At 64.3% G+C, this 18,999-nt stretch carries 22 protein-coding genes and 1 other RNA gene; 9 read left to right on the top strand and 14 right to left on the bottom strand.

Annotated features, from left to right (window positions below; all coding sequences use genetic code 11):
* Positions 1 to 11: 11 nt before the first annotated feature.
* Positions 12 to 917, top strand: a complete 906-nt coding sequence (serB, locus tag JQ580_RS18935; protein ID WP_212281593.1) for a phosphoserine phosphatase SerB — start codon at positions 12 to 14, stop codon at positions 915 to 917.
* Positions 918 to 968: 51 nt separating this feature from the next.
* Here serB and JQ580_RS18930 read toward each other — a convergent pair whose 3' ends face one another.
* The 12 genes from JQ580_RS18930 to JQ580_RS18875 all read right to left on the bottom strand — a co-directional run bounded on the left by JQ580_RS18930 (position 969) and on the right by JQ580_RS18875 (position 11,673).
* Positions 969 to 2,477 carry a Do family serine endopeptidase gene (locus JQ580_RS18930; RefSeq protein WP_212281592.1) on the bottom strand — a complete coding sequence of 503 codons (1,509 nt, stop codon included), beginning with the start codon at positions 2,475 to 2,477 and terminating at the stop codon, positions 969 to 971.
* Between the two features lie 141 nt (positions 2,478 to 2,618).
* The gene (locus JQ580_RS18925) at positions 2,619 to 2,825 is read right to left on the bottom strand and encodes a DUF2065 domain-containing protein (protein WP_212281585.1); all 207 of its coding nucleotides are present in this window, start codon (positions 2,823 to 2,825) and stop codon (positions 2,619 to 2,621) included.
* A gap of 72 nt (positions 2,826 to 2,897) precedes the next feature.
* Entirely contained in the window at positions 2,898 to 3,794 is an 897-nt protein-coding gene (gene hflC / locus JQ580_RS18920; RefSeq protein ID WP_212281583.1) for a protease modulator HflC, read from the bottom strand.
* Positions 3,791 to 4,927, bottom strand: a complete 1,137-nt coding sequence (hflK, locus tag JQ580_RS18915) for an FtsH protease activity modulator HflK (RefSeq protein ID WP_212281581.1) — start codon at positions 4,925 to 4,927, stop codon at positions 3,791 to 3,793. The genes hflC and hflK overlap by 4 nt, the downstream gene beginning before the upstream one ends.
* 152 nt (positions 4,928 to 5,079) lie before the next feature.
* Positions 5,080 to 5,592 carry a dihydrofolate reductase gene (locus JQ580_RS18910; RefSeq protein ID WP_212281579.1) on the bottom strand — a complete coding sequence of 171 codons (513 nt, stop codon included), beginning with the start codon at positions 5,590 to 5,592 and terminating at the stop codon, positions 5,080 to 5,082.
* The gene (locus JQ580_RS18905; RefSeq protein ID WP_212281577.1) at positions 5,592 to 6,077 is read right to left on the bottom strand and encodes a GNAT family N-acetyltransferase; all 486 of its coding nucleotides are present in this window, start codon (positions 6,075 to 6,077) and stop codon (positions 5,592 to 5,594) included. The genes JQ580_RS18910 and JQ580_RS18905 overlap by 1 nt, the downstream gene beginning before the upstream one ends.
* A 5-nt stretch (positions 6,078 to 6,082) precedes the next feature.
* A complete protein-coding gene (locus JQ580_RS18900) occupies positions 6,083 to 6,877 on the bottom strand; it encodes a thymidylate synthase (protein WP_212281575.1) in 795 nt (264 codons plus the stop codon).
* Positions 6,878 to 7,046: 169 nt separating this feature from the next.
* A complete protein-coding gene (locus JQ580_RS18895; protein WP_212281573.1) occupies positions 7,047 to 8,027 on the bottom strand; it encodes a tripartite tricarboxylate transporter substrate binding protein BugD in 981 nt (326 codons plus the stop codon).
* 142 nt (positions 8,028 to 8,169) lie between these two features.
* Positions 8,170 to 9,684: a tripartite tricarboxylate transporter permease gene (locus tag JQ580_RS18890; protein ID WP_212281571.1), complete on the bottom strand. Its 1,515-nt coding sequence runs from the start codon at positions 9,682 to 9,684 to the stop codon at positions 8,170 to 8,172.
* A 7-nt stretch (positions 9,685 to 9,691) separates the two neighbouring features.
* Positions 9,692 to 10,453, bottom strand: coding sequence for a tripartite tricarboxylate transporter TctB family protein (locus JQ580_RS18885; protein WP_212281569.1), 762 nt, complete (start codon positions 10,451 to 10,453; stop codon positions 9,692 to 9,694).
* A 96-nt stretch (positions 10,454 to 10,549) separates the two neighbouring features.
* Positions 10,550 to 11,080 (bottom strand): chromate transporter, encoded by a 531-nt coding sequence (locus tag JQ580_RS18880; protein ID WP_212281567.1) that lies wholly within the window; start codon positions 11,078 to 11,080, stop codon positions 10,550 to 10,552.
* Positions 11,077 to 11,673 carry a chromate transporter gene (locus JQ580_RS18875; protein WP_212281565.1) on the bottom strand — a complete coding sequence of 199 codons (597 nt, stop codon included), beginning with the start codon at positions 11,671 to 11,673 and terminating at the stop codon, positions 11,077 to 11,079. Before JQ580_RS18875 ends, JQ580_RS18880 begins: the two co-directional genes overlap by 4 nt.
* Before the next feature lie 95 nt (positions 11,674 to 11,768).
* Between JQ580_RS18875 and ssrA the strand changes: the two genes are divergently transcribed.
* From ssrA to JQ580_RS18835, 8 genes are all read left to right on the top strand, one after another.
* Positions 11,769 to 12,144, top strand: a transfer-messenger RNA (tmRNA) gene (gene ssrA, locus JQ580_RS18870).
* A 114-nt stretch (positions 12,145 to 12,258) separates the two neighbouring features.
* Positions 12,259 to 12,777: an SspB family protein gene (locus JQ580_RS18865; protein ID WP_212281563.1), complete on the top strand. Its 519-nt coding sequence runs from the start codon at positions 12,259 to 12,261 to the stop codon at positions 12,775 to 12,777.
* An 89-nt stretch (positions 12,778 to 12,866) separates the two neighbouring features.
* Positions 12,867 to 14,300, top strand: a complete 1,434-nt coding sequence (fumC, locus tag JQ580_RS18860) for a class II fumarate hydratase (RefSeq protein ID WP_212281728.1) — start codon at positions 12,867 to 12,869, stop codon at positions 14,298 to 14,300.
* A 282-nt stretch (positions 14,301 to 14,582) separates the two neighbouring features.
* Positions 14,583 to 14,786 (top strand): DUF4169 family protein, encoded by a 204-nt coding sequence (locus tag JQ580_RS18855; RefSeq protein WP_212281555.1) that lies wholly within the window; start codon positions 14,583 to 14,585, stop codon positions 14,784 to 14,786.
* Positions 14,783 to 15,034 (top strand): ribbon-helix-helix domain-containing protein, encoded by a 252-nt coding sequence (locus JQ580_RS18850; RefSeq protein ID WP_063202285.1) that lies wholly within the window; start codon positions 14,783 to 14,785, stop codon positions 15,032 to 15,034. The genes JQ580_RS18855 and JQ580_RS18850 overlap by 4 nt, the downstream gene beginning before the upstream one ends.
* A gap of 114 nt (positions 15,035 to 15,148) precedes the next feature.
* Complete coding sequence (locus JQ580_RS18845) at positions 15,149 to 15,424, top strand: FeoA family protein (protein WP_106948725.1); 276 nt, start codon at positions 15,149 to 15,151, stop codon at positions 15,422 to 15,424.
* A gap of 37 nt (positions 15,425 to 15,461) precedes the next feature.
* The gene (gene feoB / locus JQ580_RS18840) at positions 15,462 to 17,333 is read left to right on the top strand and encodes a ferrous iron transporter B (protein ID WP_212281553.1); all 1,872 of its coding nucleotides are present in this window, start codon (positions 15,462 to 15,464) and stop codon (positions 17,331 to 17,333) included.
* Positions 17,334 to 17,518: 185 nt separating this feature from the next.
* Positions 17,519 to 18,136, top strand: a complete 618-nt coding sequence (locus JQ580_RS18835) for a class I SAM-dependent methyltransferase (RefSeq protein ID WP_212281545.1) — start codon at positions 17,519 to 17,521, stop codon at positions 18,134 to 18,136.
* 64 nt (positions 18,137 to 18,200) lie between these two features.
* On the opposite strand, the gene JQ580_RS18830 is transcribed toward JQ580_RS18835, so the two are convergent.
* Together JQ580_RS18830 and JQ580_RS18825 are read right to left on the bottom strand one after the other, a co-directional pair.
* Positions 18,201 to 18,515 carry a hypothetical protein gene (locus JQ580_RS18830; protein WP_212281543.1) on the bottom strand — a complete coding sequence of 105 codons (315 nt, stop codon included), beginning with the start codon at positions 18,513 to 18,515 and terminating at the stop codon, positions 18,201 to 18,203.
* 45 nt (positions 18,516 to 18,560) lie between these two features.
* Complete coding sequence (locus JQ580_RS18825) at positions 18,561 to 18,962, bottom strand: DUF302 domain-containing protein (protein ID WP_409363212.1); 402 nt, start codon at positions 18,960 to 18,962, stop codon at positions 18,561 to 18,563.
* Positions 18,963 to 18,999: the final 37 nt, after the last annotated feature.

Raw genomic sequence — 18,999 nt, 5'->3', positions numbered from 1 at the left:
GAAAACCTCAAATGTCCCTCGTCGCCACGCTGATCTGCAATCCCGACAACCCCGCGCTCGACTCGACCATCGTCGATGGCGCCCGCGCCGTGCTGCCCCAGGCAGCACCCGCGCACTGGCTGTTCGACGGGGTTGCGGTCGACATTCCCTTCGGCGCCGACAGTAACCTCGAAGGCGACCGTCACGCCATCGAGCAGCGGCTGCGCGAGCTTCGCGGCGACCTCCCCGTCGACATCGTGGTGCAGCCTGCCGGCTTCAGGCGCAAGAAGCTTTTTCTCGCCGACATGGATTCCACCATGATCGGCCAGGAATGCATCGACGAGCTCGCCGACCTCGTCGGGATGAAAGCCCACGTGGCCGCTATCACCGAACGCGCCATGCGCGGCGAGATCGAGTTCGAGCCGGCGCTGCGCGAGCGCGTGGCGCTGCTGAAGGACCTGCCGGCGAGCGTGGTCGACGAGGTCCTGGCCAAGCGCATCACGCTGACTCCCGGCGGCCGCGAACTGGTTGCAACCATGCGCAAGCACGGCGCCTATACCTGCCTCGTTTCCGGCGGCTTCACACTGTTCACGACCGCGATCGCCGCCAAGATCGGTTTCCAGGAGAACCGCGCCAACGAGCTCGTCGTGCGCGACGGCAAGTTCACCGGCGAGGTGAAGGAGCCGATCCTGGGCCGCGCGGCAAAGCTCGCGACGCTGGTGGATTTGATGGAATCGTTCGATCTCGACGACATCGACTCGGTCGTGGTCGGCGATGGCGCCAATGATCTCGCGATGATCCAGGCGGCGGGACTTGGCGTTGCCTATCACGCCAAGCCGGCCGTGGCGGCCGCGGCAGCCGCGCGGATCGATTACGGCGACCTCACCGCGCTGCTTTATGCGCAGGGCTATCGCCGCGAGGAGTTTGTCGAGGGGTAAGTCTCGGGCTCGTCATGCCCGAGCTTGAACCGGGCATGACGAGCAGATCGCTTACTGCACGCTCAGCGCCACGAACCGCAGCTCGCCGTCGGCATTCGAGACCAGCAGCAGCACCGACTTCTTGCCGTCCTTCTTGAGCTGATCGACCCGCTTCTGGATGTCGGCGCCGCTGGACACCGCCTCCTGCGCGACCTCGACGATGACATCGCCGGCGGAGAGGCGCTTTTCGGCGGCGTCGGAATTGGCGTCGACATTGGTGACGACCACGCCCTTGACGCTGTCCTTGATCTTGTAGCGGGTTCGCAGATCCTTGTTCAGCGCCGCAAGGTCGAGGCCCAGCGCCTTCTGCGTCACCGGCTTCTCGGGCGCGGGCTCGTCGGTCTTCACCGCGGCCTGCACCTTGTCGGCGTCCTGGAGGCGGCCGAGCGTGACCTTCTTGGTTTCTTCCTTGCCCTTGCGGATGACGACGACGTCGACCTCCTTGCCGACCGCCGTGTCGGCGACGACGCGGGACAGGTCCTTCGGATCCTTGACGTCCTTGCCGTCGAACTTGACGACGACGTCGCCCGGCTCGATGCCGGCCGGCTTGGCGGGTCCCTTGTCGTCGACGCCCGCAACCAGCGCACCGCGTGCCGGCTTGATGCTGAGGCTCTCGGCGATCTCGTCAGTGACGCTCTGGATCCGCACTCCCAGCCAGCCGCGGCGCAGCTCGCCGAACTGACGGAGCTGGTCGACGACGCCTGCGACCGTCTTCGACGGCACGGCAAAGCCGATGCCGATCGAGCCGCCCGAGGGCGAGATGATCAGCGTGTTGACGCCGATGACGTCGCCATCGAGGTTGAACAGCGGACCACCGGAATTGCCGCGGTTGATGGAGGCATCGGTCTGGATGTAGCTGTCATAGGGACCGGAGGAGATGTCGCGGTTTTTGGCCGAGACGATGCCGGCCGTCACCGTGCCGCCAAGGCTGAACGGGTTGCCGATCGCGACCACCCAGTCGCCGAGACGCAGCTTGTCGCTATCGCCGAACTTCACCGCGATCAGCGGCTTGGTCGGCTTGAACTTCAGCACCGCAAGATCGGTCTTCTTGTCGACGCCGACCAGCTCGGCCTTGATTTTGGTGCCGTCGTTGAGGATGACGTTGATCTCGTCGGCGTCCGCGATGACGTGATTGTTGGTGACGACGACGCCTGACGTATCGATGATGAAGCCGCTTCCGAGCGAGTTGGTCTTGCGCGGCGGGTTATTATCGCCGCCCTTGCTGCCGCCGCCCGGACCCTTGCGGTTCTTGAAGAAGTCGTCGAAGAATTCCTCGAAGGGCGAGCCGGGTGGTAGTTGCGGCATGGCGTTGCCGCCGCCGCCGCCCTTGGCCTCGACGGTCTGCGAGGTCGAGATGTTGACGACCGCGTCGATCACCTTCTCGGCGACGTCGGCGATGCCCTCCGGTCCGCGCGCATGGGCCGGCGTGCCGAGCGCGCTGACAGCAGCGACGGCGAGCGCGGCCAGCCCAATTCGCACACCAAGTCGCGAGCGGGACGTAACAAGGGTGGCAGCGGTCATTGTGATCTCCAGAGAGAGGGATTCGGCGCCAGACTGCGCTTGACGGGGAGACGGCGCAAGCACGGAGCTTAGCGAACCTCAGGACCCCGATAATACGGCGAAAACCCGTCTGTCGCCTTCACTTTGGCGTTGGCGCGGCGCCTAAATGGGGCGTCGCATCACCCAGATCAGGACCAGGCCGGCAATGGCTGAACCGATCCCGACCGCGCGCAGGATGTTGTCGGGCGTGGCGATGGCGCTCTTCATGGCCTTGCGCATCCAGTTGGGACTGGCCGCGAACATCAAGCCTTCCAGCACGAACAGGATGCCCAGGCCGATGAGGAAATCGGTGAACGCAATGGACCTCATCGGATCGGAACCTCCCGGTATATTGTTCTTGTCTGGACGAAGGGCGGCGATATCCGCCGCCCCATGTCTAGCTTACGGCTTCGCCGGCGTCTCGGTCGCCATCTTGCCGGACGGGTTACTGAAGTACCGGAAGAAATCCGAGTCCGGACGCAGCAGGAAGCGGGTGTCGTTCGAACGCAGCCCGTTCTCGTAAGCCGTCATCGACCGGTAGAAGGCGAAGAAGTCGGCATCCTTGCTGTAGGCTTCGGCGAACAGGCGGTTGCGCTCGGCATCGCCGGCACCCCGGGTCTGTTCGGCCTGCGAATTCGCCTCGGCAACGATCACGGTTGCCTCACGATCGGCCTTGGACTTGATCTCCTGGGCCTTCTGTCCGCCCTGGGCGCGGAACTCGGCGGCTTCGCGCTCACGCTCGGTCTTCATGCGCTGGTAGACCGCCTGGCTGTTCTGCTCCGGCAGGTCGGCGCGGCGGATCCGGACGTCGACGACCTGGATGCCGTAACCGTCGGCCTCCCGGTCGAGTTGGTCGCGGATGCGCTGCATCAGCTTCTCGCGGTCGTCGCGCACCACGTTGATGAAGGTGACCTCGCCGAGCACGCGGCGCAGCGCCGCGTTCAGGAGCGTGGTGAGCTGGATGTTGGCGGCCTGGATCGAGCCGATGCTCTGATAGAAGCGCAGCGCGTCCTTGATGCGGTAGCGTGCGAACGCGTCGACGACGAGCCGCTTCTGGTCGGAAGCGATCGCTTCCTGCGACGGGTTCTCGAGATCGAGGATCCGCTTGTCGATATTGATCACCGAGTTCCAAGGCGCCTTGAAATGCAGGCCGGGAGCGGTGACGACGTCGACGGGCCGGCCGAATTGCAGCACGATGGTCTGCTCGGTCTGCTGCACCGTGAACAGCGACATGTAGCCGACAACCACGACGAGCAGGAGGGCGAGCAGCGTGACGATACCTGTGACCGGGGACCTCATCGGGTGCCTCCGCTCGAGGGCTGACCGGTGGTAGGCGGCCGCTTGGCCGTCAGCTCACTGAGTGGCAGATAGGGCACCACGCCCTGGCCGGACTGGCCGCCGTCATAGATGAGCTTTTCCGAGCCGCCGAGCACGCGCTCCATCGTCTCCAGATAGATTCGTTCACGCGTCACGTCGGGCGCCTTCTTGTATTCCTCGTACACCTTCAGGAAGCGGGCGCTCTGGCCCTTGGCCTCGGCCACCGCCTGCTCCTTGTAGCCTTCGGCGGCCTGCAGAATCTGCGCCGAGCGGCCGCGCGCCTGCGGCACCACCTGGTTGGCGTAAGTCTGCGCCTCGTTCTGCAACTGCTCGAGATTGGCGCGCGCGGCCTGAACGTCGCGGAAGGCGTCGATCACCTGCGCCGGCGGATCGACCTTCTGCATCTGCACCTGGCTGATCTGAATGCCGGCACCGTAGCTGTCCAGGGTCTTCTGGATCAGCTCCTGCACGCCCTGTTCGGTCACGTTGCGCGCACCAGTCAGGATCGGCTGGATCTGCGAGCGGCCGATCACCTCGCGCATCGCGCTCTCGGAGACCGCCTTCACGGTGCCTTCGGGATTCTGGATGTTGAAGAGGAAGTCGCCGACGCCATCAGGCTTGATGCGCCAGAGCACCGTGAAATCGACGTCCACTATGTTCTCGTCGCCGGTCAGCATCAGACTCTCTTCGGGCACGTCCCGAATGGAACGGCCGCGCCGCGCCGGGTCGTCGATCAGCGTCATGCCGATCGAGATGGTGTTGACGCGCAGCGCCTTCGGCAGCAGCACGGTCTCGATCGGATAGGGCAGATGATAGTTCAGGCCTGGCTGCACGGTGCGGACGTGCTTGCCGAAGCGCAGCACGACGCCGAGCTCTTCGGACTGCACGCGGAAGAAGCCCGACAACAACCAGAACGCGGCGATCAACAGCACGATCAGCGTGATGCCTATGCCGGAGAAATAGCCTCCCGGCATGATCTGCTGGAGGCGGTCCTGGCCGCGCCGCAGAAGGTCTTCCAGATCCGGCGGCCTCGGCCCGACCGGTTGCGGGCCTGAGCCCCATGGTCCCTTCGGACCCGAGCCCCATGGGCCACCGCCCTGATTCTTCCACGGCATTCGACGCTCTCCTCGGCAGGGTGGAATTGCCCCCGCCCGCTTTGTCCGGTCCGCTTTATAGGGGACACGCAAGCCCCTTACAACGCAGCGGTGACCGTCTTCCGAGCTATGCTCGGGCACGAAAAAGTCAATGTAAACATTGAAGAAAGCGGTTAATGGCCGCGCCGCCGACGATATGTCACATAGGAGTATTCGGCGCTGTCCTCGCCTCCGGCAGGATGGCGGACGCGTGCGACCTCATCCCATTCCGCCTTGTTGATGTCGAAATGCGTGTCGCCGTCGGGCCGTGCGTGCACTTCGGTGATTTCGAGGCGGTCGGCGCGGTCGAGCCATTGGCGGAATATCTCGGCGCCGCCGATCACCGCGATCTCAGTGACCGAACGCCGCAGGGCATCGCCGCGCGCGATCGCACCGGCATCCGCGGACGACGTCGTGACGATGGCGCCCTTGGCGCGATAATCCGTATCGCGCGTGATCACGATGTTGGTGCGGCCCGGCAGGGGGCGGCGAGGCAGGGATTCGAAGGTCTTGCGGCCCATGATCACGGGCTTGCCGATGGTCAGCGCCTTGAAGCGCGCCAAGTCGGATTTCAATCGCCACGGCATCGCATTGCCCGCGCCGATGACGCCATTCTCCGCGATCGCGACCACGAAGACGATCTCCATCAGGGCGCACTCCCGGCCAACTGCGTCAGCGCTCGCCCGGTGACGCGGCACAGCGTCCAGTCGTCCATCATGACCGCGCCGAGCGACTTGTAGAACGCGATCGACGGCGCGTTCCAGTCGAGCACCGCCCATTGCAGGCGGGACCAGCCGTTGTCGACGCATTCCTTGGCGAGATAGACCAGCAGCGCCTTGCCGAGGCCCTTGCCCCGATGCGACGGCCGGACGTAGAGATCCTCGAGATAGATGCCAGGGCGGCCGCTGAAGGTGGAGAAATTCGCAAACCACACCGCGAAACCGACCGGCTCGCCGTTCCACTCGGCGATCGCGCAATAGAGTTGCGGTCGCTCGCCGAACAGCGCGTCAGCGATATCGGCCTCGGTCGCTTCCACCTCGTGCGCGAGCTTTTCGTAGTCGGCGAGTTCGCGGATGAAAGCAAGAACGAGCCCGGCTTCGCCCGGGCGCACACGGCGGATGTTGAGCGACATCGGCGCTAAACCGCGACTTCCGCCTTGATGTGCGGATGCGGGTCGTACCCGACGAGTTCGAAATCCTCATAGCGGAAGGAAAAGATGTCCTTCACCTCGGGATTGATCCGCATCACCGGCAGCGGACGCGGAGCACGTGTCAGTTGGAGCCGTGCCTGCTCCAGATGGTTGGAATAAAGGTGCGTGTCGCCGAACGAATGCACGAAGTCGCCGGGCTTCAGGCCGGTGACCTGGGCCACCATCATGGTGAGCAGCGCGTAGGAGGCGATGTTGAAGGGAACGCCGAGGAAGACGTCGGCCGAACGCTGATAGAGCTGGCACGACAGCTTGCCGTTGGCGACATAGAACTGGAACAGCAGATGGCAGGGCGGCAGCGCCATCTTGTCGACGTCGGCCGGATTCCAAGCGGTGACGATCAGCCGGCGCGAATCCGGGGCGCGCTTGATCATGTCGATGACCTTGGTGATCTGGTCGATACTGCCGCCTTCAGGCGTTGGCCAGGAGCGCCACTGATGCCCGTAGACCGGGCCAAGGTCGCCATTGGCGTCGGCCCACTCGTCCCAGATGGTGACGCCGTTGTCGCGCAGATATTTGATGTTGGTGTCGCCCTTCAGGAACCACAACAGCTCGTGGATGATCGCCTTCAGCGGCAGCCGCTTGGTCGTCAGCATCGGGAAGCCGGCCGACAGATTGAAACGCATCTGGTGGCCGAACACCGAGAGCGTGCCGGTACCGGTCCGATCGGTTTTTTCGGCGCCGTCTGAAAGAATCCGCTCGAGCAGGTCCTGATACTGGTGCATGTGCGACTGAGCCTTTAGGGAGGCGGCGAACTTAACGGCGCCCCCTGCGGTACGACAGCAGCGATTCGCTGTCTGCACCGACTATACCCGGAAAAATGAGCATCCCGGCGCAAACGACAAGGGGCGGAACTTGCGTCCCGCCCCTCACCTATCGACCTGAAAATACTGACTAAGTTGCCGGCTTGAGCACCGGGGTCCACTTCGCGATCTCGTTCTTGACGAGCGCTGCCAGAGCCTCCGGCGTCCGCTCGGCAGGGCCCGGGATGACGCTGCCGAGTTCGAGCAGGCGCTTCTTCACGGTCTCGTCGTCCAGCGCCTTGCTGGCCGCAGCGTTCAGGCTGGCCACAATCGCCGGCGAAGTTCCCTTGGGCGCGAACATCGCGTTCCAGGCCTGGGCCTGGAATTTCGGCAGGCCCGCTTCTGCCGTAGTCGGCACGTTGGGCAGCGACGGATTACGCTCCGGGGTTGCGATCGCATAGGCCTTGATGGTGCCGGCGTTGATCTGCGGCACGGCGTTGACGATCTGGTCGCACATGTAATCGACCTGGCCCGCCACCAGCGCGTTCATCGCAGGCCCCGTGCCGTTGAAGGGCACGCCGACCGGCTTGATGTCGAGGATCGAGTGCAGGAGCTCGCAGGAGACGTGCGAGACCGAGCCGACGCCGGCATGGGCAGCGTTCACCTTCTCGGCGTTGGCCTTCACATAGGCCACGAACTCCTTCAAATCCTTCGGCGGAAAGTCCTTGCGCGCGAGGATCAGGATCGGGGTACCCGCGAGCAGCGCAATCGGCTCGAAGTCCTTCTCGGGATGATAGGCGAGCTTGGGATAGAGCGGCACAGATGCGGCATGCGTGCCCATGTGACCGGTGATCAGCGTATAGCCGTCATTGGTCGCGCGCGCGGCGCGCGTGGTCGCGGTGGTGCCGCCGGCGCCGACCACGTTCTCGATGATGATGCTCTGGCCCAGCGTCTGCGCCATATTGCCGGTGACGATGCGCGAGATCACGTCGGTCGGTCCGCCGGCCGCGAACGGCACGATCATGGTGATGCTGCGCGTCGGATAAGTCTGCGCCTCAGCCGGCGCAACAAAAGCGGTTAGCGACGCAAGCGCTGCGGCACAGGCGCCCGTGAGCGCGCGAACGAATGTCATGTCGATCCCCGTATCAGTTCCTTGGACACAAACGATTGGATACCAAACAAAATGCCGGCCCGAAGGCCGGCATTTTCATTTCACGAAGCCGTAACACGAGTCGATCCGACTTCCGCATGCGGCGCGCCGACGCAGGCGCCCCTCAGTTCTCGGATTCGGTGAAGACCTCGTCACGCTTCGACCGCAGCGCCGGCAACACCGTCAGCAGCAGCAGGCCCGCAGCGATCGCGAGCAGCACCGCCGACAGCGGACGCGTCAGGAACACACTCCAGTCGCCGCGCGAGATCAGCAGCGCGCGGCGAAGGTTTTCTTCCATCAGAGGTCCGAGCACCATGCCGAGCAGCAGCGGCGCCGGCTCGAAATCATGCTTGATCAGCCAGTAGCCGACGAGACCGAACACGCCGGCAAGGATGACGTCGACCGGGGCGTTGTTCACCGAGTAGATGCCGATCGCGCAGAAAATCACGATCGAGGGGAACATCAGCCGGTAAGGCACGCGCAACAGTCGCACCCAGATGCCGACCAGCGGCAGGTTGATGATGATCAGCATGAGATTGCCGATCCACATCGAGGCGATCATGCCCCAGACGAGGTCGGGCTGCTTCTGCATCACCTGCGGGCCCGGCACGATGCCGTGAATGGTCATCGCACCGACCATTAGCGCCATCACCGCGTTCGGCGGGATGCCGAGCGTCAGAAGCGGAATGAAGGAGGTCTGCGCCGCCGCGTTGTTGGCGCTTTCCGGTCCTGCCACGCCCTCGATCGCGCCGCGACCGAACCGCGACGGGTCCTTGGCGAGCTTCTTCTCGAGCGTGTAAGCCGCAAACGACGCGATCACCGCGCCGCCGCCCGGCAGAATGCCGAGGATCGAGCCGAGCGCGGTGCCGCGCAGGATCGCAGGTGTCGAATCCTTCAGGTCCTTCCTGGTCGGCATCAGGCCGGTGATCTTCTGCTGCACGAGGTCGCGATTCATCTCGGCGCCGGCATCGAGGTTGCGGATGATCTCCGCGAAGCCGAACACGCCCATCGCTACCGTCGCGAAGCCGAGACCGTCGGCAAGCTCCGGAATGTTGAAGGCCATGCGCGACGCACCGGTCTCGATGTCCGAGCCGACCATCGAGAGCAGCAGGCCGAACACGATCATCGCGATCGCCTTGAGCACCGAGCCCTTGGCCAGCACCACCGCAAAGATCAGGCCGAGCACCATCAGCGAGAAATATTCGGCCGGACCGAACGCCAGCGCCAGCTTGGTGAGCGGCGCGCCGAGCACGGCGATGAGCACGGTCGCGACACAGCCGGCGAAGAACGAGCCGATCGCCGCAATCGCCAGCGCCGGACCGGCACGGCCTTGCTTGGCCATCTGGTGACCGTCGATAGCGGTGACGACCGATGTCGCCTCACCTGGTATGTTGACCAGGATCGACGTGGTCGAGCCGCCATACTGGGCGCCGTAATAGATGCCGGCGAGCATGATCAGCGCGCCGACCGGAGGCAAACCAAAGGTGATCGGCAGCAGCATTGCGACCGTGGCGATGGTGCCGATGCCCGGGAGCACGCCGACCAACGTACCGACGAGGGCACCGATCAGACACATCAGGAGGTTGATCGGGGAGAACGCGACGGCGAAGCCGTGAGCGAGGTTGGCAAAGAGATCCATTACGCCCTCACTGGACCAGGAAACGCGGGAACATCGGCATCGGCAACCCGAGCACATAGGGGAAAAGCACAGCACAGCCGGCCGTCAGGCAGGCGCCGACGATGGCCGCCTCCACCCAGCGCGTCTCACGCGATCCCGCCGCCGCAATCATGAAACTCGCAAAGGCTGAGACCACGACGCCGAGCGGTCGGATCGCCAGCGCAAAGAACAGGATCGCGGCCATCACGAACAGCGGACCACGCCATGAATAATGGGACATCCCCGGCCCATCGGTCAAAAGACCGGTCAAGGCAATGGCGGCGGACAAACCCACCAGCAACCCGCCGAACATCCGCGGTGCGGTGCCGGCGCCGAAGGAGAAGCCGCGCATGCCCTGCAGATCGCTCGAAGCCCACAGCGCGAACAGCCCCAGCGCCATCAGAATGACACCGCCGACATAGTCCTGAGCCGACCTGACGGTCATGAACAGCGTGACGATCGCCACGGCAAAGATCGGATAGGAATAGATCAGCGCGAGCAGCACCTCGGATGACGCCTTCTTGCTGTCACCGCTGGCCGCTCCGATCAACGCACCGGGCGCACCGGCAAGCAACGCGGTGGCGTGGTTCATCACGACCGTGGCCGGGCCACGGCCTGCGCCCCAACCGAAAATCGTCCCTATCGACCAGATGAATTCGAAAATCTGCGGCGCAATTGCCAGCAGACAGAAGCCGAGCGCCATCGATGTGTTTCGGGTGGCTGTCGCCGACTGGCCCATCGTATCGGCCATGCATGTCTCCTCCGCGACCCTTAAGTCACGAGCACTGTTGTTCTAATCGGCTTGGAAGTTGTTCCCCTCGCCCGCTCCACTGCCTAGCGATTTTCATCACACAATGCCAGCAAAACCCAACAGGCCCCCGGCAAGCAGGAGCCAGAGCGGATTGATGCGCGAGACGGTGGCGATGACTGCAACCGTCGCGGTCAGAAGCACTGCAGCAATTGTGCGATCGGTCGACTGGGCCAGGATCAGGGCACTTGCCGCCATCAATCCGATCGAGAGCGGAACCAGTGCAGCCTGGATCAGGCCGGGCCAGCGCGATTGGCCGGGCCGATTCAGGAGCCGGCTGACAGAATAGGCAAGCAGCGCCGTCGGCAGGCACATCGCCAGCGTCGCCGCCAATGCCCCGGGGATGCCGGCGACGGCATAGCCGATTAAGGTCACGATAAGCACGTTTGGACCTGGCGAGAGCTGCGCGATCGCATAGGCGTCGGTGAACTGCTTGTCGGTCATCCAGTGATGCACCTCGACCGCGATGCGGTGCATCTCGGGCACCGCCGCCGCGGCGCCGCCAACCGCGAACAGCGACATCAGTCCGAAAGTCGAGATCAGCGCCCATATCGGATTCTCGGGCTTCATGCTGCTACTTTCCGCCGCAGGAAAACAGTGGCGCCGATGCTGAGCGGAATGCCGACCAGCAGCACCGCCGGAAGCGGCAGGCGGAGCACGCCGATGGCGAGGAACACGCCCGCCATCAAGACCAATGCGAGGGGGTCGGTCCGTTTCAGCAGCGGCGTCATCATGCGGAAGACCACCGCGATCAAGAGGCCGACCGCGGCGCAAGAGATGCCGGCGAGGCTGCGGCGCAACACCTCGAGGTCGCCGAAGCGGGCATAGGCGATCGCGAGCACCGTCATGATCAGGGTCGGCGGCAGCAACAGTCCCGCAAAGGCGGCAACACCGCCGGCGATGCCGCGCAGCCGCGACCCGAACACCATCGACAGATTGACGATGTTGGGCCCGGGCAGGAAATGGCAGAGCGCAAAGGTCTCGTTGAACTCGTCCGCCGTCATCCAGCGATGCTGCTCGACGATGGCCCGCCGGGCAAACACCAGAACCCCACCGAAACCGGCCAGCGACATTCTGGCGAAGGCCAGAAACAGCGCGAGCAAACCGGGGGGAGCGGGAGCGAAATCCGGCTCTTGCACGGCCGGTGCTGAATCCGAGGACATGTCAGGAGCTTAGAACGAGGCTCGCACCGCGGCCAAGGCAGGCTCGCGTCGGTTCGGAACCTATCCAAAGGGAACCGCACCGTGAGCCATCGAAACCCCTGTTTTTCGAAACGTTTGCCCCCTATATTGGGAATGCCGGTTCGCCGGCTATGGAAATAAACGGTCGTCGCAATAAACCATTCGGACCCGGGGGCGGTACCCGGCGCCTCCACCAAAGCCCACCGATCTTCGGGCTTCAGCCTGCCGAAAGGCGGGTTTTGGCGGGGGCGAAATAGGATCGACGAGGGCGTAAAGGGCGAACTTTTTCCCGGTATTGTTCCGCCGTTATCGGGCTATGCAATAGTTGCCAACGACAACTTTGCTCCGGTTGCTCAGGCTGCGTAACGCAGTTTGAAAGACCATTCTGAAGTCCTAACGGGTTAAGCTCCGTTAGGCGGGGTTCGGAGGCACCTGGCAACAGAAGCCTCCACTTTACTCTTGATTTCTTCCTCGGCGGGGACTCCTGCTGACCCGTCAGGCGCGGTACTATCGCGGCTTGGCGAGTCGGATCGGCACGGTCCGGCTTCGGGATGCAACAGGACCACCATGGCGACCGATCATATCCGTTACGATGTGCTTGCCCGCGACGCGCTGCGCGGCGTGCTGCGGAAGGTGCTGACCGATGCCGCCGCCCAGGGCCTGCCGGGCGAGCATCATTTCTTCATCACCTTCGTGTCGAAGGCCGAGGGCGTGAAGCTGTCGTCTCGGCTGCTGGCGCAATATCCGGAAGAGATGACGATCATCCTGCAGCATCAATTCTGGGATCTGACCGTGCTCGAGGACCGCTTCGAGGTCGGGCTGTCCTTTGGCGGCATTCCGGAGCGCCTGATCGTGCCGTTCAGCGCCATCAAGAGCTTCCTCGATCCGTCCGTGAAGTTCGGCTTGCAGTTCGACACCTCCGATGTCGCCGAGGTCGCGCCGGAAACCTTGCCGGCTGCCCCCGCCCCTTCGGCCGTAACGGTGCCCGCCGCCGCCACGGATAAAGCCGAGACCCCGGAAGAGCCGACCCCGCCGAACCAGGGCGGCGCCGAAGTGGTGCGGCTCGATCGTTTCCGCAAGAAATGATCTAGGTTGGGCTTGAGCCCGTCGCACGCGGCCGAACTCCCTATATAGAGAAGCACATGAAGGAGCCGCGCGGCGTTTCGCGCGGCAGAATGGATGTGCTCATGGCCAAAGCCGCCCGCGCGAACACCGCCCGCCCCGCCACCCGCATCGAGACCGACAGTTTCGGTCCCATCGAGGTCCCTGCCGACCGCTATTGGGGCGCGCAGACCGAACGTTCGCGCCAGAATTTCCGCATCGGCACCGATCGCATGCCGATCTCGCTCGTGCACGCGCTCGGCATCGTCAAGCTCGCGGCTGCCCAATCCAACCTCGAGCTCGGCCTGCTCGACCAGCGACGCGCCAATGCCATCATCCGCGCCGCGCGCGAGGTGATCGACGGCAAGCTCGATGACCATTTCCCGCTCGTGGTGTGGCAAACCGGCTCCGGCACGCAGAGCAACATGAACCTGAACGAGGTGATCGCCAACCGCGCCAACGAACTGCTCGGCGGCGAGCTTGGCGCCAAGAAGCCGGTGCATCCCAACGACCACGTCAACATGAGCCAGTCGTCGAACGATTCGTTTCCGACCGCGATGCACATCGCGGCTGCCAGCCGCATCACCGCCGATCTCGTCCCGGCCCTCACCGAGCTGCTCCGCGCGCTGCGCAAGAAGGAGAAGGCGTTCTCCAGGATCGTAAAGATCGGCCGCACCCATACCCAGGATGCGACGCCACTGACGCTCGGGCAGGAATTCTCCGGCTATGCGGCGCAGGTGGAGAGCGGCATCGCCCGGCTCAAGGTCGCCGTGAAGGATCTTCACCCGCTGGCTCAGGGCGGCACCGCCGTCGGCACCGGCCTCAACTCCAAGCCGCGCTTCGCCAAACTGTTCGCAAAGCACGTTGCCGCCATCACGAAGCTTCCCTTCACCAGCGCCGCCAACAAATTCGAGGCGCTTGCCTCGAACGATGCCTATGTGCTGGTGCACGGCACCATCAATTCGGTGGCGACCGGGCTGTTCAAGATCGCCAACGACATTCGCCTCTTGGGATCAGGCCCGCGCTCCGGGCTGGGCGAGCTGATCCTGCCGGAGAACGAGCCGGGCTCCTCGATCATGCCCGGCAAGGTCAATCCGACCCAGTGCGAGGCCATGACCATGGTGTGCTGCCAGGTGTTCGGCAATCATACTGCGATCACGGTGGCCGGCAGCCAAGGCCATTTCGAGCTCAACGTCTACAAGCCCGTGCTCGCCTACAACATGCTGCATTCGATCCGCCTGATGGCGGATGCCGCGCGATCCTTCACCGAGCATTGCGTCAGCGGCATCCGCGCCGACGAGAAGCGAATAAACGAGCTGATGCAGCGTTCGCTGATGCTGGTGACGGCGCTCGCCCCGAAGATCGGCTACGACAACGCCGCCAAGGTGGCCAAAACCGCCCATGCCAACGGCACCACCTTGAAGGAGGAAGCGCTGCGGCTCGGCTTCGTCTCGGCCGACGAGTTCGACCGCCTGGTGCGCCCCGAGAAGATGACCAGCCCCGGGTAAAACACCGAATTCCGATAGCCATCCGTAATGATACGGACGCGGGGCGCCCCAGAAATGTGCGGCTTTGGGGTCGGGATTTGATTACCGTCAATGTTCCGGCAGGACGGCGTGCTACGCAGGCGCTTCCTCCCCTCGACGGGGGCCAAATTCATCGTTTGATGGCCTAAGCGGCCGATTGACGAGGACAAGCGAATGGCGATCAAGTCTTTTGGGGCGCAGCGCTGCACCCTGTTTCTGATTGTTTCATCCTGCCTGGAAAGGATTGGATGATGGAGACACGGCATGGGGAACGTCATCAACCTCAATCGCTTCAGGAAGCGCGCCGAGCGGGAAGCCTCGGCGAAGCAGGCGGACGCCAACCGGACCAAGTTCGGCCGCACGAAGGCGGAACGGTCGTCGGAGGAGGCGCGCGCGGACAAGGCGAAGGCGCATCTGGACCAGCATCAGTTGGAGCAGCATCAGATCGATCGCGAGGAGCAGCCATGAAGTCGCCCGTCGTGAAGCGGTCTATCGTCGTCGCCGGGCACAAGACCAGCGTCAGTCTGGAAGAAGCGTTCTGGAACGGCATGAAAGAGATCTCCGGCCTGCGCAACATGACGCTGTCCGAGCTGGTCGGCGAGATCGACAACAACCGCCAGCAGGGCAATCTGTCGTCGGCGATCCGTCTGTTCGTCCTGGACTATTTCAAGAGCCGGGCCATGGCCCCCCAGCCGGACAAGGTCCCGGCCCAGTAGCCGCCGGGGCGCCTTCGACGGCGCTCCGCCACCCGCACTTTATAATCGCTCTAAGGTGCGGTTTCAGCGAGCGCGCGCGCTTGACCTCAATGCCTTGCGTTGAAAATACAGGGCATGACCGACACCAATGACACGCGCCCGCATATGCCGCTGGGTCTGGCCCATCGCGGCTATACCGGCGTCATCCAGCATCTTTCAGCTCGCGAGGCGGGTTCGGCGCTCTCCGACATCGAGCTCGAGAGCCGTCTGATCGAGCTCGGCTTCGTCGAGGGCGCCCGGGTCGAGATCCTGCACGAGGGGCTGGTCGGGCGCGACCCGATCGCCGTAAGGGTCGACAGCATCACGATTGCGGTCCGCCGCCGCGAGGCCATGGCCATCATCGTCGCCTAGACAGCGACCGGACCTCTGATCCCGGACCAGTGATTCCATGGAATTACCCCTGCTGCATCTCGCCCTGGTGGGCACGCCGAACAGCGGCAAGACCTCGCTGTTCAATGCCCTGACCGGCAGCCGGCAGAAGGTGGCGAACTATCCGGGCGTCACCGTCGAGCGCAAGGAAGGCTTCTTCGTCACTCCCCTGGGACGCCAGGTCTCGCTGGTCGACCTGCCCGGCACCTATTCGCTGCGCGGCCGCAGCCCCGACGAGGAGATCACCCGCGACTTCGTGCTCGGCAAAGCCTCAGGCGAAGCCGTGCCGGATCTCGTGCTGTGCGTGGCCGATTCAACGAATCTGCGCCTGACAATCCGCCTGCTGCTGGAGCTGAAGCGCACCGGGCGGCCGATGGTCCTCGTGCTCAACATGTTCGACATCGCCGCCCGCCGCGGCATCACCGTCGACGTCGAGCGGCTCGCCAAGGAACTCGGACTGCCCGTGGTCACCTCGATCGCGGTGCGCAAGGGCGGCACCGCCGACCTCCTGAAGCTGACCGACGAGATCTCGGCCAGGCTCGCCGCCGAGGCGGAGGCGAACAGCTGGCGCGCGCTCAGCGTCGCCGAGCTGCGCGCCACCCAGCGCGAGGCCGATCGCATCATCGCCGACTGCGTCAGCCTGCCGAGCCGTCCGGACACCTGGACCGCGCGGATCGACGGGATCGTGCTGCATCCGGTCGGCGGCCTCATCGTGCTCGCGCTGATCCTGTTCGTGATGTTCCAGGCGGTGTTCGCCTGGGCGCAGCCGCTGATGGAGCTGCTCAACTCCGGCTTCGATGCGCTCGGCGAATTGGTGCACGCCACCCTGCCCTCCGGCCTGCTGCAGAGCTTCCTCCAGAACGGCGTGATCTCGGGCGTCGGCAGCGTGATCGTGTTCCTGCCGCAGATCATCATCATCTTCCTGTTCATCCTGCTCCTGGAAGATTTCGGCTACATGGCGCGCGCCGCGTTCCTGATGGACCGCATCATGGGGGGCGCCGGCCTGCACGGCCGCGCCTTCATTCCGCTGCTGTCGAGCTTTGCCTGCGCCATTCCCGGCATCATGGCGACGCGCGTGATCGACAACAAGCGCGACCGGCTGACCACGATCCTGATCGCGCCGCTGATGACCTGCTCGGCGCGCATTCCGGTCTACACGCTGATCATCTCAGCGTTCATTCCGGCGAAGGACGTCTGGGGCTTCATCAACCTGCAGGGCCTCGTGATGTTCGGCCTCTACGCCACCGGCATCGCCAGCGCGCTTGCCGTCTCGTTCCTGATCAAGTTCTTCATGCTGCGCGACTATGCGCCGGCGCCATTCATGCTGGAGCTGCCGGACTACAAGATGCCGCGGCTGAAATCGATCGCGATCGGCGTCTATACCCGCGCCAAGATGTTCCTGGTGCGCGCGGGCACCACGATCTTCTCGATGATGGTGCTGATCTGGTTCCTGGCTTCGTTCCCGCAGCCGCCGGCGGGCGCCACCGAGCCCGCCATCGATTTCAGCCTGGCTGCGATCATCGGCAAGGCGCTCGAACCGCTGCTCGCCCCGGTCGGCTTCAACTGGCAGATTGCAGTCGCGCTGATCCCGGGCATGGCGGCGCGCGAGGTCGCGGTCGCAGCACTCGGCACCGTCTATGCGATCGAGGGCGGCAAGGAGGCGGCCGAGCAGATCGGCCAGGTGCTGGCGACGAAATGGTCGCTCGCCACCGCGCTGTCGATGCTGGCCTGGTACATCTTCGCCCCGCAATGCGCCTCGACGCTGGCCGTGATCCGGCGCGAGACCGGAAGCTGGACCTGGATGGCGGTGACCTTCACCTACATGCTGGTGCTGGCCTATGCGGCGAGCCTCGTGACTTACAACGTCGCGGTCGCGCTGGGGGCCGGCTAGCAGCCCACCCACCAAAAAATGCGAAAACAACCCCATGCACAGTAGACGGGGCCTGTTAAATCAATGGCTTGCGGGGCGCGCGATAGGGCGTCGGCGGCAATCCGATTGACCCGTCGCCCAAAACAGCGACGACGGCCCGCGAGTGACCGCCTCTGTCGCAAGCGGCTGCGTTGGGAGGAACGAAAATGAACTCTGATGCGAACAACATCATTGGATTGTATCGCCGACACGCCACTGCGTGGGCGCGCCTGCGCGGTCGAGATTTGACGGAACGAAAATGGCTCGACCGCTTCATCGCGCATTTGCCCGCGAAGGCCAGGGTGCTCGATATCGGTTGCGGCACCGGAGAGCCGATCGCGCGCTATCTGCTCGAGGCCAGATGTGACGTCACCGGCATCGATGCCGCTCCGGAAATGATCGACATCGCAAAGAGGCAACTTCCTGGCGCGACCTGGCGTGTGTCGGACATGCGGTCTCTGGAACTGAACGAGACATTCAATGGCCTGCTCGCCTGGAACAGCTTTTTCCATCTGGCTCCCGAGCAACAGCGCCAGATGTTTCCGATCTTTGCTCGGCACGCCGCCGATGGTGCCGCGCTGATGTTCACGAGCGGTCCGTCGGCCGGAGAAGCCATCGGAACGTTCGAGCGTGAGCCGCTCTACCATGCCAGTCTCGCGCCGGCGGAATATCGCCAATTGCTCGACAGCAACGGCTTTCACGTCGTCGATCATGTGGTGGAAGACCCGGACTGCGGCCGGCTCACGATCTGGATCGGACGCTTGCGGCAACGAGAGACAGCTTGATCGGCGGAAACATCGCGACGCGGTATCTAGCGACTCCGTTGTTCACAGCTGGGGAGACCTTCCGTCAGCGCGGGTTGTCGCGCCCACCGTCCGGGTCGCTCTCCGGATCGGGGATCAGCGTCGCGGGTTCGTCGTAGCCTTGGCGGCTGCTGTAGAAAATCAGGGCCATCAAGCCGACGCCGACGACCAGCGAGAAGACGACACCGAGCACCAGTGCCACATAGCCCGACGCCGGCACTTCCGTATCCGTTCGGGACCAGCCGAGATAGGCCAGTGCGCCGGCGGCGACGAGCAACGCGCCTAGCACCGCGATGACGACCCATCGGGCGAGTCCACCTTGCGATGCGGTTGGCGCCGTCTGATTGCTTGTGTCACTCATGGGCTCACCTGAAGAAGCTTGCGGCGTTTGCCTGATCGGCACGCGTCACGGCGTGGTGGATTTGGTCGCGATCGCATGCAAAGCGCCCGTCAGGCCCATGACGGCAGCGTTCGCCGGCTCGCCGACGCCGTGACGCCCGGCGAGATAGGCGGGGTCGTTGTAAGACAGCCAGGTTGTGCCTTGCTCGTCCTGCCAGACCAGCGCCTTCAGCGGCAGGTCGATGCCGACGGTTTGCGCCTGCTGCATCAACGGCGTGCCGCCCTTGGCGTTGCCGAAGATGATGAGATCGGTCGGCCGCAGCGGCAGGCCGACCGCGGCGGCACCGGCCGCGTGATCGACATGGGCGAACACGGTGAGGCCCTTGGCCTTCACTTCCGTCTCCAGCCGCTTCATCGTTTCCTCGGGCCCGAAACTGCTCTTGATGGTGATGAGTCCGTCTGCGGCCATTGCCTGTGTCTCCCATGAACATGTCGCTGCGATCAGA

The organism is Bradyrhizobium sp. SZCCT0148 (genome assembly GCF_018129985.1).
GTDB classification, from domain to species: domain Bacteria; phylum Pseudomonadota; class Alphaproteobacteria; order Rhizobiales; family Xanthobacteraceae; genus Bradyrhizobium; species Bradyrhizobium japonicum_H.
The sequence above is the reverse complement of the archived record's forward strand: the minus strand, read 5'-3'. Positions and strand labels throughout refer to the sequence as shown.